The organism is Micromonospora sp. NPDC002575, assembly GCF_042889525.1.
GTDB classification, from domain to species: domain Bacteria; phylum Actinomycetota; class Actinomycetes; order Mycobacteriales; family Micromonosporaceae; genus Micromonospora; species Micromonospora carbonacea.
The window spans coordinates 186,102-201,005 of sequence record NZ_JBIARA010000003.1 but is presented as its reverse complement, the minus strand read 5'-3'; the positions used below and the strand labels follow the sequence as shown (position 1 = coordinate 201,005).

The 14,904-nt window shown below is 75.6% G+C and carries 10 protein-coding genes; 3 read left to right on the top strand and 7 right to left on the bottom strand.

Annotated elements, in window-relative coordinates; translation table 11 throughout:
* Positions 1-84 precede the first annotated feature (84 nt).
* The gene (locus tag ACFYWL_RS06490; RefSeq protein WP_386968212.1) at positions 85-798 is read left to right on the top strand and encodes a hypothetical protein; all 714 of its coding nucleotides are present in this window, start codon (positions 85-87) and stop codon (positions 796-798) included.
* An 85-nt stretch (positions 799-883) separates the two neighbouring features.
* Here ACFYWL_RS06490 and ACFYWL_RS06485 read toward each other — a convergent pair whose 3' ends face one another.
* The 5 genes from ACFYWL_RS06485 to ACFYWL_RS06465 form a co-directional block, all read right to left on the bottom strand.
* On the bottom strand, positions 884-1,267 hold the full coding sequence (locus tag ACFYWL_RS06485) for a VOC family protein (RefSeq protein ID WP_386968209.1): 384 nt from the start codon (positions 1,265-1,267) through the stop codon (positions 884-886).
* Positions 1,268-1,543: 276 nt separating this feature from the next.
* Positions 1,544-4,084 (bottom strand): malectin domain-containing carbohydrate-binding protein, encoded by a 2,541-nt coding sequence (locus ACFYWL_RS06480; protein WP_386968208.1) that lies wholly within the window; start codon positions 4,082-4,084, stop codon positions 1,544-1,546.
* Between the two features lie 310 nt (positions 4,085-4,394).
* Complete coding sequence (locus ACFYWL_RS06475; protein WP_386968205.1) at positions 4,395-5,576, bottom strand: sensor histidine kinase; 1,182 nt, start codon at positions 5,574-5,576, stop codon at positions 4,395-4,397.
* On the bottom strand, positions 5,573-6,241 hold the full coding sequence (locus ACFYWL_RS06470) for a response regulator transcription factor (protein ID WP_074473992.1): 669 nt from the start codon (positions 6,239-6,241) through the stop codon (positions 5,573-5,575). Before ACFYWL_RS06470 ends, ACFYWL_RS06475 begins: the two co-directional genes overlap by 4 nt.
* Positions 6,242-6,354: 113 nt before the next feature.
* Positions 6,355-7,662 (bottom strand): hypothetical protein, encoded by a 1,308-nt coding sequence (locus ACFYWL_RS06465; protein ID WP_386968201.1) that lies wholly within the window; start codon positions 7,660-7,662, stop codon positions 6,355-6,357.
* Between the two features lie 111 nt (positions 7,663-7,773).
* Between ACFYWL_RS06465 and ACFYWL_RS06460 the strand changes: the two genes are divergently transcribed.
* Positions 7,774-9,642 (top strand): hypothetical protein, encoded by a 1,869-nt coding sequence (locus tag ACFYWL_RS06460; RefSeq protein ID WP_386968199.1) that lies wholly within the window; start codon positions 7,774-7,776, stop codon positions 9,640-9,642.
* A gap of 102 nt (positions 9,643-9,744) precedes the next feature.
* Here ACFYWL_RS06460 and ACFYWL_RS06455 read toward each other — a convergent pair whose 3' ends face one another.
* Together ACFYWL_RS06455 and ACFYWL_RS06450 are read right to left on the bottom strand one after the other, a co-directional pair.
* The gene (locus tag ACFYWL_RS06455) at positions 9,745-11,559 is read right to left on the bottom strand and encodes a hypothetical protein (protein WP_386968197.1); all 1,815 of its coding nucleotides are present in this window, start codon (positions 11,557-11,559) and stop codon (positions 9,745-9,747) included.
* The gene (locus tag ACFYWL_RS06450; protein ID WP_386968765.1) at positions 11,559-13,346 is read right to left on the bottom strand and encodes a hypothetical protein; all 1,788 of its coding nucleotides are present in this window, start codon (positions 13,344-13,346) and stop codon (positions 11,559-11,561) included. Before ACFYWL_RS06450 ends, ACFYWL_RS06455 begins: the two co-directional genes overlap by 1 nt.
* A 304-nt stretch (positions 13,347-13,650) precedes the next feature.
* Between ACFYWL_RS06450 and ACFYWL_RS06445 the strand changes: the two genes are divergently transcribed.
* A complete protein-coding gene (locus tag ACFYWL_RS06445; protein WP_386968195.1) occupies positions 13,651-14,841 on the top strand; it encodes a hypothetical protein in 1,191 nt (396 codons plus the stop codon).
* Positions 14,842-14,904 lie beyond the last annotated feature (63 nt).

The following is a 14,904-nucleotide window of genomic DNA, read 5'->3' as shown; positions in this document are numbered from 1 at the left end:
ACCTTCGCCCCGGCGGGGTCGGTGGCTGTCGGTGGGGCTGGCTACGATCACCGCTCCTGATCAACTAACTGGAGCTGAATCGACATGTCCCAGCCGTCGGGCAACCCCTATCCCCACCAGCCGTACGGGGAGCAGCCCGCCCCGCAGCAGCCGGGTGGCTTTCCGCCGCCGGCCGGCCAGCCGTACGGCGAGCCGGCCGCCGCGCCGCTGCCGCCGAAGAAGTCCAAGGCCGGCAAGATCGTGCTCATCGTCCTGGCCGTGGTGCTGGTGCTCTGCCTCGGCGGCGCGGCGATCACCTGGTTCGCCGTGAAGGACGAGGTCGGCGACGTCGTCGACGCCGCCAACACCCGGGTCACCGCCCCGGCCACCCTCGCCGGCCGCAAGCAGGTTACCGACCCGGAGCTGACGAAGCTGTCGGACGAGCTGGTCGCCGACATGAAGTCGACCGTGCAGAACGAGACCAGCACCGCCGGGGCGTTCTACGGCGACGCCGCCAAGCAGGACCTCGTGATGATCGCCGCGGCGTCGGGCGTGCTGGTCGACCCGAAGAAGGAGCTGGACGACGCGATCGCCGGCCTCAAGACCGAGCTGACCGTCCAGGAGATGACCGCCACCGAGCCGGGCCCGCTCGGCGGCGAGGCGCGCTGCGGCGACGGCAAGACCGCGGGCATGCCGCTGGGCGTCTGCGTCTGGGCCGACCGCGGCAGCCTCGGCATGATCGTGGTGTTCTTCAAGTCCGCCAAGGAGGCGGAGGCCGAGTTCGTCACCATGCGCGGCCAGATCGAGCAGCGCTCCTGACCTGCCGGTGACCGGGCCCCGCGAGGCGGCCCGGGAGTGAACCGGGCCCCCGCGCGCCGCGCGGGGGCCCGGCCCGTCTCCGGCGCTACGCCGACGCCTCCCGCTCGGCGGCGCTGCGCAGCACGCAGAACTCGTTGCCCTCCGGGTCGGCGAGCACCACCCAGCCGGTGCCGTCCGGCCGCCGCCGGTCGTCGACCTGGGTCGCGCCGATGGCGAGCAGCCGCTCGACCTCGGCGTCGCGGGGCCGGTCGGCCGGCTCCAGGCACAGGTGGACCCGGTTCTTCACCGTCTTGCCCTCCGGCACCTGGAGGAACAGCACGGTCTCCCCGTCGGCGGTGCGGACCATCGCCTCCGGGTCGCCGGGGTGGTCGTCGGGCTGCCGCCCGGTGCCGAACACCTGCGCCCAGAAGCCGGCCAGGGCGTAGGTGTCGTGGCAGTCGATGCTGATGTTCCTGATCCGTGCGCTCACGGTCGCCTCCGTGGTGGAGTGGAGCGCCCCGCGGGATCGGCAGAGGTCAGCGGCGGGTGGAGCGGGGCGCGGGACTGGTCGTCGTGGACATCAACCGCACCTCCCTCCGGCCGTCGGGCTGACGGGGACGATCATGGCACGCCACCGGCCGCCCCGCAACGCCGTTTCCGCGGGACGCGCGGCGGGGCCCGGTCGCGCGTACCCCGGAAAGGGCACCGGCCCGGCACCGCGCGGACGCGGAGCCGGGCCGGGGTGCCCCCGTGGTGCGACGGGGGTCTACGGGCCGACGAAGACGGCCTTGGCGCGCCAGTCCACCCCGTCGACGGCGGGGCCGCTGACGGTGGTGAACGCGCCGGTGGGCACGCCGCCGGCCCACGCGGTGGAGGCCAGCGCGCCGGTCGAGCGGCTGACCCGGTAGAGGGTGCCGCCGGCGAGGAGGATCGACCCGGTGTCGGCGAACCCGGTCACCCCCGCGACGGTGAACTTCTCGGCGCCGACCGCCCCGCTGTCCGGGGTGAACCAGCGCCAGAACAGCCCGTTCTGGCCGGAGAGGGTGTAGTAGAGCCGGCCGTTGGTGTAGAGCATGCCGGTGACGTTGGCGATCTCCGCGTAGAAGTTGGTGGTGACGCCGGCGTACGTCTGCCCGGCCGGGCCGGAGTCGGTCTCCACGGTGTCCCAGTAGGCGTCGTGGTACGGGTCGACGAGGCTCGGCGTGCCGAAGGTGGTCCCGTCGAAGGTGCGCCGCTGGAGCGCGCCGTTCATCCCGTAGAACAGGGTGCCGCCGACCCAGAACGCGCCCTTCGCCGACGACCAGTCCGTGTCGTCGGGGTTGGCCACCGGGGTGGCCGCGCCGACCGTGGTCGCCCCGTCGTAGGAGCGGGCCTGGACCTCGTCGCCGGTGCCGGCGGGCGGCGGGCCGGTCTTGACGATCTCGATGGCGTTGACGAGCGGGTTCTCCACCACGTGCCCGAAGTCGATGTCGACGTTGCCGTCGCTGACGATCGTGAACGCCCGCATGGTGCCGGTGTCGTGCCCCGGGGTGACCGCGAGGTCGAGGTCGTTCAGGACGAGCGTGCCGTCCAGGGTCACGTCGAAGACCCGCGTGCCGGGGGTGCTGGTGCCGGCGTACCGGTTGGCCAGGTAGAGCCGGACGGTGACCTCGGTGCCGGCCGGCACCGGGAAGTCCCACTGCATCTCCGGCGCGCCCCCGTCGTCCCACCGCTCGGTGCTGAACAGCGCGGCCGGGGTGCCGGCCGGGACGGTCCCGTCGAGGTTGGGCACGACGCCGTAGCTCGCGGCGCTGCTGCCGGTGTTGTGGTACGGGCTGGGCGCCTCGGCGGTGTCGGCGCTCCAGTCCGGCCCGTCGTCGGTGGACGCGACGGCGGGGCCGGCGGCGTTGACCCGGTGGAGCACGTTCGTCGGCACCGGCACCCCGGCCTGGTACACGGTGCCGGGCAGGCCGGCGGTGGTGGTCGGGTGCGGGGCGTTGCCGCCGGTCAGCGGGAAGAACGCGATCCGCTCCCGCCGGTACCGGAAGTTGCCGATCCAGGACTGGTCGGAGCCCAGCCAGATGCCCTGCGGGGTGACCAGCATCTCGGCCACGCCGTAGCCGCGCGGGTGCCGGCCCGGGTTCCACGACAGCGGCAGGCCGTTGCGCGGGTCGAGGGCGGCGATGCTGGCCCGGCCGATGGCCCCGGCCTGCGCGTTGTCGCCGCCGTAGGTGTTGTTGAGCCAGCGCAGGTGCCCGCCGACGTAGACGGCCTGCTCGCTGATGCCGACCGAGAGGAAGGTGTCGCCGCCGGAGTAGTCGACCCAGGTGGGCTGCTGGGCGTCGCCGGCCGCGGCGGCCTCCCAGCGGGCGGCGGTGTCGCAGAGCGACCCGCTGTGCTGGCCGCCGGTGGTGACCACCACGAAGTAGCTGCCGTCCGGGGCGAAGGCCACGTCCCGCATGTACGAGTCGAACGCATTCCACGAGCAGCGCGGGGTGTACCGGCTGGTGTTCCAGTCGGCGACGGTCGCGGCGGTCGCGCCGAGGTCCAGCCGCACGATCTGGTCGTGCAGCACCCCGTCGGCCTTCTTGAAGTTGCCGATGACGACGAGCTGGGTGCCGTCCGGGGAGAGCGCGAGCTTCTCCGCGCCGACGCCGGCCTTGGCCCCGCTCACCCCGTCGTAGTTGTGGTTCTCGGTGAGCGTGGTGGTCAGGTAGCTGTCCAGCGCGCCGGTGGTGGCGTTGAGCGAGGCGAGGCCGCCGCGCGGGTTGGCGTTGCCGGCGGTGGTGAAGATGCCGCCGACGAGCAGCCGGTTGCCGACCAGGGCGACGTCGTCGATGAGGCCGTTGAACGCCGGCCCGGCGAAGCTGGTGACGGTGGCCCCGGTGGCGACGTCGACCAGGGCCACCTTGCGCCGGGTCACCCCGTTGACCGTGTTGAACTTGCCGGCCAGGTAGACGGTGCCGGCGGTCGGGCCGGCCGCCACCGCGTTCACCTCGTTGTCGACGACCGGCACGAAGGCGGTGTCCACCGCGCCGGTGGCCTTGTCGAAGGCGAGCACGTAGTTGCGGGTGATGTCCACGTCCGAGTTGCGGTTCTGCACCGTGGTGAACGAACCCGCCGCGATGATCTTCGTGCCGGCGTCGTGGATGGCGAACACGGTGCCGTTCACGATGTCCGGCGACGCCGTGGACGGGACGGCGGAGACCACCTTGTCGTGGTCGGGCGCGGCGCTCGCCGGGCCGCCGGCGACGAGACCGGCGGCGGTCAGGGCGACCGCGACGAGGACCGCCGGGGCGCGGCGGGTCAGGGACGAGGAACGAATCACGGGCAGCTCCCGGAGCACGTGCGGACGGAGGTGCGGCTCACAGCCGGGCCACCGGGGACGGCCGGCTCGGCGGCGCGCACCACGTGAGGCATGACGCCATGACACCTTCACGCACCGGAGCCACCGAGTCCAGCGGCGGGGTCCGATTCTGCCCCAACCGCGCGCCGGCTCCACCCGAGCACCCGACGCCGGGTTGCCCGCCGGAGGCGGGGCCCGCCGGGTCAGCCGGGCGGAGCACACGAAAAGCCGATCACGACCGGCCCCGGGGCCAGGCCAGGGCCGCCCGGAGGGCCGCCGGCCAGGCCGACCGTCAGGGCCGCCCGGCGTGGGAGGGGGCGCCGACGGCGGGCCCGGCGTCGGCGGCGGGCAGCGTCACCGTCACCTCCAGGCCGCCGCCGGGCTGCGCGAACACCCGCACCGTGCCGCCGTGCGCGTCGCAGACCGCCCGGACGATGGACAGGCCCAACCCGGAGCCCCGCGCCCCGGTGCGTTCCTGCCCGCCCCGGCGGAACGGCTCGAACAGGCCCGGCACGTCGCCCGGGCTGACCTCGAAGCCGGTGTTGGCGACCACCAGCCAGGACGTGCAGCCGTCCGTGCCGGTGCGCACCGTGATCCGGCCGTGCAGGTGGTTGTAGCGCACCGCGTTCTCGATCAGGTTGCCGGCCAGCCGGTCCAGCAGCCCGGGATCGCCCACCACCGGCGCGGGCTCCAGCGACGTCTGCACCCGCAGCCCGATCCGCTCCACCTCCCGGCGGACGGCCGACAGCGCGTTGCCGGTGCCGGCGGCCAGGTCGCACTCGGTGCGCCGGCCCAGCCGCCGGCCCGCCTGGGCCTCGCTGCGGGCCAGCACCAGCAGGGCGTCGACCAGGCCGTTGGCCCGTTCCGAGGCGTCGCGGACCACGGTGGCCATCCGGCGGTACTCGGCGGCGTCGGCCTCGTCGTCGCTGAGCGTCACGTCGATCTCGGTCCGCATCACCGCGAGCGGGGTACGCAGCTCGTGCGAGGCGTTGGCGACGAACCGCTTCTGCGCCTCGAACGCGGCGGCGATCCGGTCAAGCATCGCGTCGAACGTCTTGGCCAGCTCGGCCACCTCGTCGTCCGCCCCGGACCAGCCGATTCGCTGGTCGAGGGTGGCCTCGCCGAGGCGCTGGGCGGTCGCGGTGACCTGGTGCAGCGGGCGCAGCGCCCGGCCCGCCACCGCGTACGCGCCGGCCACCCCGACCACGCTGATCGCCAGCAGCGCCAGCAGGCCCTTGACCAGCAGCTCCCGGGACGCGGCGGCGACGAGCTGCCGCTGCCACTCCCCCGCGTCCAGGGACCGGCCGTCGGCCAGCAGGACGGTGGTGCCGGGCAGCAGCTCGTCGGTGGGACGCAGCGCGTCGCGGACCAGCAGCCAGGCCAGCAGCACCAGGATCGCCCCGGCGCCCACCAGCAGCACCCCGTTGAGCAGCGTCAGCCGCAGCCGCAGGGTCGGCCGCAGCCGGACCCTCACGCCAGCCCCTCGGCGGTGCGGTAGCCGGCGCCGACCACCGTCTCGATCAGCGGCGGATCGCCGAGCTTGCGGCGCAGCGTCATCACGGTCACCCGGACGATGGTGGTGAACGGGTCGGTGTTGGCGTCCCAGACCCGCTCCAGCAGCTCCTCGCTGGAGACCACCGCGCCGCGCGCCTTGAGCAGCTCGGCCAGCACCCCGAACTCCTTGTTGGTCAGGTCGACCGGCGCACCGCCCCGCGTCACCACCCGGCGGGCCGGGTCGAGCACCAGGTCGGCGACGGCCAGCACGGGGGGCGCGGCCGGGGTGGCCCGGCGGCCCAGCGCCTGCACCCGGGCGACCAGCTCGTCGAACGCGAACGGCTTGGGCAGGTAGTCGTCCGCGCCGAGCTGCAACCCCTCGACCCGGTCGGCGACGGTGCCGCTGGCGGTGAGCATGAGCACCCGGGTCAGCGTGCCGGAGGCGGCCAGCTCGGCGCAGATCTGGTCGCCGTGCACGCCGGGCAGGTCCCGGTCCAGCACCACCACGTCGTACCGGGTGACGAAGGCCATCTCGTGGCCGCTGTCGCCGTCGTAGGCCACGTCGACGGCCATGCCGCGCTTGCGCAGCCCCCGCGCGATCGCGTCGGCGAGGTTGCGCTCGTCCTCGACCACCAACACCCGCATACCCGCCTCCTCGCCGGCCGACCTCCCGACAACCTAGTGCCGGCCACCAAACCAGCGTGGCACCCGGCCCGGCCGGGCGTACGGGCGGGCAGCCGCCGGACGGCGGACGAGCGTCAGGCGGGCAGCCGCCACCAGCCGTACGTGCCGGCCGGCCGGCGGCAGACGATGTCGCGGCCGTCGGCGGCGCAGTCCCCCGCCGCGCCGGGCAGCACGTCACGCAGCCGGGCCGTCGCCCCCGCCAGGTCCAGCTCCACGACGACCAGGCCGCCGCCGGCGCGGTCGGGCCGGGTGCCGTAGTGCGGCCCGCCCGGGCTCCGGCTGAACGCCAGGTCCCAGCGCCCCAGGTCGGCGACCTCCCGCCCGGTCGCGGCGTCCAGCACGCCGAGGTGGCTGGCCGTGCCGCCCGCCCGCTCGTCGGCGATCGCCAGGAGCCGGTCGCCGCGCACCGCGAAGACCGACTGCCAGCGGGGGTTCGTCCACCGGACCTCGCCGGTCGCCGGGTCCAGCCCGGACAGTTCGGAGCCCCGGTACGCGGAGGCGCAGAGCACCGCTCCGCACGCCCCCGCGTAGCCGAAGCTCGGCCGCTCCAGCGCCCAGCGTCGGTCCAGCGCGGCGAGCCCGTACGCGGTGACCCGCCGGACCTCGCCCTCGTCCTGCTCGGAGGCCAGCAGCAGGTCGCCGGCGACCTCGATCTGCAGGCCGCCCTGCCAGCCGCCCGGCGGCGGGGCGAGGCTCGCCCGCACCGCGCCGGAGGCCGCGTCGCGCACCTCGATGCCGCCGGCGGCGGTGACCAGCGCCACCTGCTCGGCCGCCCCGTCGGCGTCGCGGTCGGCGAAGGCCGCCCGACCCAGGCGACCCGGCGCCGACCACCGGACGCGGCCCGACGCCGGGTCCACCGACCGCAGCTCGCCCCGCTCGACGTCATCGCCGAGGAGCAGCAGCCCCCCGCCGGCCGCGGACGCCGGGTAGCCGGCCTGCTGCCAGCGCCGCTCGCCGGTCGCCACGTCCACGGCGATGGTCTGCACCCCGGCCGGCTGGTAGTCGACGAGCAGGGTGACGCCGCCCTGCTCCTGCACGCCGACCAGTCGGCCGGTGCTCGCGACGGCCGTGTGCCACAGCGGCCGGACCCCGTCCCCCGCCCGGGCGGGCGTCGCGTGGGCGGTCACCTCGCGGGACCCGTTGCTGCCCACTTCCGGCGCCAGCAGGTAGACCCGGCCGCCGAGGACGACGACCTCGGCGCCCAACTGGCCGCCCAGCACCGCCGACGCGGGTCGCGCCACGGGCGTCGACGAGGCCAGCAGGAGCAGCCCGAGCACGCCGGCCAGCGCCACCCGCAGGGGCCGGCCCACCGCCCGGGGCGGCCGGGGCGCGGGCTCCGGCTCCCGGTCGCCGCGCACCTCGCCGAGGTCGATCAGCGTCACCCTCGCTCCTTCCCGGGCCGTGGCCGGCGGCCCGGCGGGGCGTCCCACCGGCCGCCGTGGGGCGCACCGGCCGGCCGGGACCGCGCGCACGCGCCTGTACGATGGCGCGTCGTGGCCGTGCCGGTGGTAGACCCCTCGCTGAACTCCGACTCCGCACCCGTCGACTCCGCACCCGTCGAAACGGGGGCCGCGTCGACCGGGCCCGAGGCGGCGGGCACAGGCACACCCCGTCGGCCCCGCTGGCGGCCGGCCCGCGCCGACCTGCTGGCCATCGGAGCGTACGTGCTCCTCGGCGTCCTCGTGTGCCTCAACTACTGGGGCGACGTCGAGCACCGCGTGTCGTCGCACCTGCCGACCGACCACAGTTGGTTCGAGTGGCTGTTCGCCCACGGCGCGTACTCGGTGCAGCACCTGGAGAACCCGTTCTTCTCCACCCGCCAGAACGCCCCGGACGGGGTGAACATGATGGCGAACACGTCGCTGCTCGGCGCGACCCTGCCGCTGACGCCGGTGACGCTGCTGTTCGGCCCGCAGGTGACGTACGCCCTCTACCTGGGCGGGGCGCTCGCGGCGACGGCGGCCACCTCGTACTGGATGCTGTCTCGGCACCTGGTGCGCTCGCGCGCGGCGGCGTTCCTCGGCGGCGTGTTCCTCGGCTTCGCGCCCGGCATCGTGCACCACGCCAACGGGCAGCCCAACTTCGTCTCCAACTACCTGCTGCCGCTGATCGTGGCGCGGGTGCTGCTGCTGGGCGCGGCGGGGCGGAGCTGGCGGCGCGACGGGGTGGCGCTGGGGCTGCTGGTGGCGTACCAGATCTTCATCAACGAGGAGATGCTGCTGCTCACGGCGCTGGCCTGCCTGGTGGTCGTGCTCGCGTACGCGGCGCAGCGGCCCCGGGCGGCGTGGGCCCGGGCCCGCGGTTTCGGGTCCGCGCTCGGCCTCGGCGGCGCGCTGGCGCTGCTGCTCACCGCGTACCCGATCTGGTTCCAGTTCAACGGCCCGCAGTCCTACCGGGGGTTGCAGGGCGGGGTGTTCCACAACTGGGGCGAGGACCTGGTGGCGTTCGTCACGTTCGCCCGGGACACCGTGGCCGGCGACGAGGCGGTGGAGAAGACCATCGGCCTGACCGAGCAGAACACCTGGTTCGGCTGGCCGCTGGTGTTGGTGGCGCTGGTCGCGCTGGCGCTGCTGGTGCGCCGGTCGCTGGCCGCCCGGATCGTCGCCGTGCTGGTGGTCGTGTTCACCGTCGCCTCGATCGGCCCGGTGGTGCGCTTCGACGGGGCGGAGACCACAATCGACGGGCCGTGGGCGTACATCCCGGACGACCTGCCGCTGGTGGAGATGATGATGCCCACCCGGCTGGCCCTGGTGGTGGCCGCCGCCGTCGGCGTGCTGCTCGCCCTGGCCTGGGACGCGCTGGCCCGCACCGCGCCGGCCGGGACCGGGGCCGGGGCCGCCGCCCGGTCGCGCCGCTGGCTGCGCCCCGTCGGGTACGCGGCGCTCGCGCTCGCCGTGCTGCCGCTGGTCCCCCGCCCGCTGCCCGCCGAGCGGATCGACCCGCCGCCGCGCTTCATCACCTCCGGCGGCTGGCGGCCGTACGTCCCGGCGGGCCGGACCCTGGTGCCGGTGCCGATCCCCAGCAACGTGCACGGCCTGCCCACGCTGCGCTGGAGCGCCCTGACCGGGCACGAGTTCCCGATCCCCGGCGGCTACTTCATCGGGCCCAACCCCGACGGCGAGGGCGTCTTCGGGGCCCCGAACCGGCCGACCAGCACCCTCATCTACTCCACCATGGACGCGGGCGTCGTGCCGCCGCTGACCGAGGAGAACCGCCGGCAGGCCGCCGAGGACCTGCGCTACTGGAAGGCGTCCGTGGTCGTCCTCGGCGCGCATCCGCGCGAGGCGGTGCTGCGCGAGCTGATGACCGCCCTGCTGGGCCCGCCGCAGCGCGTCGACGACGTCTGGCTCTGGCGGGTGTAAGGAAGGGCCCCCTGTTAACGCATTCTGTTGTACAGGGGGCCCTTCCTAACACGCGCGCCACCGCAGCGGGCGGAGCGGCGGAGCGGGCGCAGCAGGCCGCGGTCAGCCCACCAGGGGGCGCACGTCCCACACCCACGCGCCGTCGACCTCGCGCCCCGGACCGACGAGCGCGTCGACGGTGCGGCGGACCGCGTCGCCCCGGTGCAGCCCGCCCTGCACCAGCACCGCCGCCCGCCAGTGGCGCAGGTCCGCCACCGCCTGCCGGCGGTCCGCGTCGGTCACCACCGGCGCCTCGCCGGTCTCGGCCGCCCGGCGCAGCAGCGCCGCCGTCGGGCGGTCGGGCGCGCCCCAGCGGGCGGTCGGGTCGTCGGCGGCGCTCGGGCCGATGAAGTAGCCGCCCGGCGCGGTGAAGGCCAGCCCGGTGCGGGCCGACCAGAACGTCGCCGGGCTCACCCCCGCGCCGGTCACCGGCGGCACCGGCACGAGGGTCCGCCCGGCCGGCACGTACGCCCGCCAGCCGCCGCCGGCCACGAACGCCGGCACCGGCCACGTCGGCACGGTGCGGATCGGCGTGGGGGCCAGCGGGAGCAGCGCGGCGGCCACGGCCCCGCCCCAGAGCAGCCGCACCGACGCCCCCGGCCGGTCGCCCGCCGCAGCCACGCCGACGCCCAGGGCGAGCGCCCGGTCGAGGGAGAGGGCGACCAGCACCCCCAGCACCGGCACGCAGATCAGGGCGAACCGGGCCGGCACCACGAGGTCGAGCAGCGGCACCCCGGCCAGCAGGCGGTACGGCCCGGGCAGCCCGGTCGACGCGCCGTCGACCCGGACGGTGTCGCCGAGGGAGAGCAGCGCGGCGAGCAGCCCGACGACGGCGAGGGCCCGCACCAGCGGCCGACGCCACAGCCAGGCCACGACCACCACGGCGAGCACCAGCAGGCCGGGCCCGAAGAAGGAGTTCTCCTCGGTCGGGTTCGGCGAGAGCAGCCCGGGCACGTACCCGTCGCCGAGGACCGTCTGCCGGGCCGACGCGGTGAACGAGGCCGCGTCGAGCTGGAAGCCCCGCGCGTCGAAGGGCATCCCCCGGTAGTGCCCCGGGCCGAGGAACTGGAACCACAGCGGGTACGCCAGCAGCGCCCCCGCCACCAGCGCGCCCACGCCGAGCCGGCCGAGGAGGGCGGGCGTCAGCCGGCGGGCCGCCGCCCGGTCGGCGAGGGCGTACGCCACGGCGAACACCCCGGCGGCGAGCGCCAGGAAGACGAGCAGCTCCTCGCCGACGAAGACCTGGTACGCCACGAGCAGCCCGAGCGCCACCCCGTGCCGGCGGACCCGGTCGGTGTGGGGCCGGAACACCAGCGCCAGGATCGGCGGCGCCAGGAACTGGGCGGCCATGTGCAGGTGCGCCCCGGCCTGGGCCACCATGCCGGGGGCGAAGCCGCAGACGAGGCCGCCGACGGCGGCGGCGACGCGGGAGTCGACCAGCCGGCGGGCCAGCAGGACGTACCAGGCGGTGGCGGTGCCGGCCAGGCTGGCGACGACGGCCACGAGGAAGGCCGTCTGCGTGCCGAACAGCAGCGTCACCGGGGTCAGCGGCACGCCCAGGCCGAGCACCGACGTGTTGGCCATCAGGTTCACCCCGTCGGGGGCGTTCAGGGCCGCGCTGTGCAGCGGATTCTCCCCGGCGGTGACCGCGCGGGCCGCCCGGGCGAGCATCCACTCGAACAGCATCTGGTCGTTGTCCTGGTGGAACAGCCGGTCGGGCCGGCCCCACTGCCGGCTGGTGAGCAGCACCGCCAGGCCGAGGTAGCCGGCGACGACGGCGACGTCGACGCTGCGTACCCGCCGGGGCCGGGCGGCGACCGGCGGCGCGCCCGGCTGCCGCCGCTTGCCCGGCGCGCCGACGGCGGCGGGCGCGGCCATCAGGCGGACGGGTCGGTAAGGGTCCGCACGTCCCAGACCCAGACGTCCAGCTCGCGGCGCGCCGGGCCGACCAGGTCCTCGACCGTACGCCGCAGCGGCTCGGCGTTGTGCTGGCCGACCGGAAGCACCAGGATGGCGGCCCGCCAGTGCCGCAGCTCGTCCAGGGAGCGGCGGCGCTGGCGGTCGTCGAGCTTCGGGGTGCGGCCGGTGCTGGCCACGTCCTCCAGCAGCTCGCCGACGCCGCTGGGCCGCCCGCCGAACCGGCCCGGGTCGCCGGTGTTGCCGTTGCGCGGGGCGAGGAAGTAGCCGCCCGGGATCTTGAAGTCGAGGTTGGTGCTGGCCGCCCACCGCATCCCGTGCGTGTTGCCCATGCTCGGCACCGGGATCGGCACGAGGGTCTGGTCGGGGCCGACGTAGCCGCGCCACCGGTCGGCGGTGATGAACTTCGGCACCGGTGGGCGGGAGGTGACCTTCAGCGGCATCGGCGCGATCGGCAGCAGCGCCATGACCAGCCCGGCCACCCCGAGGGTACGCATGGTGCGGGCCTCGGCCGTGCGCAGCGCCCAGACCCGCTCGACGGCGATGGCGAGCAGCACCCCCACCACCACGCTGGTGATCATGCCGAACCGGGTGGGCACGACGGCGTCGAGCAGCGGCAGCCGCACCAGGAACTCCCAGGGGCCGGTGAACAGCTCCCGGTCCCACCAGGACACCCGCTCGCCGAGGGAGAGCACCGCGAAGAACGCGCCGGTCGCGGCGAGGGCGCGGACGATCGGCTCGCGGCGCAGCCAGAGCACGATGCCGACGGCGATGAGGGCGAGGCTCCAGCCGAGGAAGGCGTTCTCCTCGGAGTAGTTCGGGGCGAGGTTGACGTTGGCGCGCTCGTTGCCGCCGAGGGTGGGCGAGCCGGGGGCGAAGAACGCGGCGATGTCGTTGCCGTAGTCGCGGACGGCGTCGCTGAGCCCGTGGTACGCCATCGGCCCGGCGAACTGCACGTAGAGCGGGTACGCCAGCAGCGAGCCGGCCAGCACGGTGCACACCGCGACGGCGACGCCCAGGGGCCGCCACGCGGCCGACCACAGCCCCGGCCGCTGCGCCAGCACGGCGATCAGGAACACCCCGCAGGCCATCGCCGTGAAGAGCAGGATCTCCTCGTTGATGAACGCCTGCGCGGTGACCAGGAGGGCCAGCAGCGCCCCGTCGCGGACCGGCCGCTTCGAGCGGGTGATCACCAGCACCCGCCAGACGATGAACGGCAGCAGGAACTGGCTGATGATGTTCGGGTGCCAGTTGGCGTGCGAGAGCATCGCCGGGGAGAACCCGCAGAACCAGCCGCCCACGGCGGCGGCGAGCGGGTTGCGCACGACGTGCCGGGAGAGCACCCGGTACCAGGCGGCGGCGGTGCCCGCGAGGCCGCAGGTGACCAGCACCACGAAGGACACGGCGGGCCCGAACAGCAGGGTCACCGGCACCATCGGGATGCCGAGCGCGAGGACGGCCGTGTTGGCCATCAGGTTGACCCCGTCGGGGTAGTTGAACTGGTCGGTGTAGAACGGGAACTCGCCGTGCAGCACCACGCGCACGGAGTGGGCGAGGAAGAACTGCACCTGCGCGGGGTCGCTGCTGTAGAGCGAGGCGACCCGGCCGGCGGGGTCGATCCAGATCTGGCTGGTCACCCAGAGCGCGGCGAGCAGGAAGAGGCCGTAGACGGCGAGGTCCCGCCGCCGGGGCGTCCACCTCCAGCGCCGCCGGCTGCGGGCCTCGGCGGACCCGGCCGGCGATGCCACGGCGGCGGTCGACGACGGGGCTGCGGCGGCGGGCTGCGGGGCCCCGGCGGGCGGCGGGGCGGCTGCGGGCTCCGCGCCGGCCGGGGGCTCGACGGTCGGAGGCTCGACGGTCAGGGGCTCGGCAGGAGTCACAGTCGGCGGAGTCTACCGGAGGCGGGGCCGCGCCCGACAATCACCGTTGCGTCCCTTGTGGGCGGTCGGCGCGCAGCTCGCGGGCGGGGATCGAGGTGCCGGTTCGCGTCCGGCCGTCGTCTCGTACCATGTGGGGCGCAACACGACCGGCGACGCGATCGGGGGCGTACAGGTGGCTTCAGCGCGCCGGCGCGGCGGGACGGCCACCGCGCTGCTCGCCGTCCTGCTGACCGCAACGGCCTGCGGCCCGGTCGCCGACCGCAAGCCCGACGCCCTCCCGGTGGGCTACGACAGCCTGGACGGCACGCTGCGGGTGTGGCCGGCGCGGGGCAGCCTGGCCGGCGACGCGGCGGCGACGGCGGCGGTGACCGACGCGGTCCGGGCCTGGCGGACGCCTGTCGACGACCGGGCGCACCTGCCCTCCTCGGGGATCCTCTGGTCCGGCGAGGCCGACGGCGCGCCGCTGGCCCTGGTGGCCGCCGACGTCCCCGGCGAGAGCGCCTCCTGGCTGCTGCAACTGACCCGCGACGGCAACCGCTACGTGGTCGACCGGGCCAGCGAGTACACCGACCCCGGCTACCTGGTCTACTCGGACGTGCTGCCCGTGCAGACCAGCGCCGGGCGTCGCTACCTGCTCTCCGAGCGGGTGGAGCGGCTGCTCGGCCCGAAGGGCCGGGCCCTGGTCACCCGGGACGGCCTGACCGACCCGGTGGACGTGCCGGCCTGCCAGGCGGTGCCGCTGACCGCGACGCTGCGGGCCACCAGCTCGCTGCCGCGCGGCCGGGCCGCCGACCGCCTGCTCGACCTGGGTACGGCCACCACGGACCCCCGCTACCCGCTGGTACGGGACGAGACGGGCTCGGGCCGGCGGGCTCTGGACGACCTGGACACCTGCGAGCTGGCCGACGAGCGGGGCCCCTTCGGCAGCATCCCGCGGCGCATCGGCGACCGGGACGCGCCCCGCGCGGTGCCGGAGTCGTGGCCGCGGGGCAAGGTGAGCGTGCGCGCGCTCGGCGAGGTGGCCCTCGGCGGGGGCGACCCGGCCGACCTGGAGCAGCTGAGCTGGGAGACCGGCACGGGCACGATGACGGCGGTCGTCTACCGCCCGGCCGCCGGCGACCCGGTGTTCTCGCCGGCCGACCGCGCCAACACGTTGCAGGCGTACGTGCTGCCGGTGCCGGGGCAGCCGCTGGTGGTGCTGAGCTGGCGGGCCAACCGGTACACCTCGCTGTCGGTGCCCCCGGGCACCCCCCGGCTGGTCGACCGGCCGGGGCTGGTGGTGGTGCCGCAGCCGTCGAGCAAGGCGACGTTCAGCCTGGCCGGCGCGGAGAAGACCTACTACCGCTCGGTCGGCGGCAGATAGCCCGGCCCCGCCGGCACCCCCAGCGCCGCACCCCGCTGCCGCGCCCACCGCAACGCGCCGCCC

Bases quoted from the DNA above. Each gene is read 5' to 3' on its own strand.
- ACFYWL_RS06490 (WP_386968212.1), top strand. From the start codon at position 85: ATGTCCCAGCCGTCGGGCAACCCCTATCCCCACCAGCCGTACGGGGAG.
- ACFYWL_RS06470 (WP_074473992.1), bottom strand. From the start codon at position 6,241: ATGCGGGTGTTGGTGGTCGAGGACGAGCGCAACCTCGCCGACGCGATC.
- ACFYWL_RS06455 (WP_386968197.1), bottom strand. From the start codon at position 11,559: ATGGCCGCGCCCGCCGCCGTCGGCGCGCCGGGCAAGCGGCGGCAGCCG.